Annotated in this window: 1 protein-coding gene; it reads left to right on the top strand. The window is 70.4% G+C overall.

The features are described 5' to 3' along the window. Window positions 1–287, top strand: a 287-nt coding sequence (locus ACQG3P_RS19345; RefSeq protein WP_426805945.1) for an ATP-binding protein, incomplete at both ends; no start/stop codon positions are given.

Genomic DNA, 287 nt, shown 5'->3' with positions numbered 1-287 from the left:
TTCACCGCGCAGAACCCCGACGGTCCGCCGGGCCATTACGCAAGGCGGCGGGTCAAGGACACCGGCCACGGCAGGTCCGCCGAGACGCTGACCCGCGGGTTCGAACCATTCTTCACCACCAAGGAAGTTGGGCGCGGCACTGGCCTGGGCCTGTCCATGGTGTACGGCGTCGTCAAGCAGTCCGGCGGCCACGTGCTGGTGGATTCCGCGCCCGGTGCCGGCACATCGATCACCCTGCTGTTCGCGCGTGCGGCTGCCGAGCTGCCGCGGGCCGGCCAGACCGAGCA

The sequence above is a fragment of the Stenotrophomonas sp. SrG genome, from assembly GCF_050031795.1.
GTDB classification, from domain to species: domain Bacteria; phylum Pseudomonadota; class Gammaproteobacteria; order Xanthomonadales; family Xanthomonadaceae; genus Stenotrophomonas; species Stenotrophomonas rhizophila_A.
This window is presented reverse-complemented; position numbering and strand designations above follow the sequence as displayed.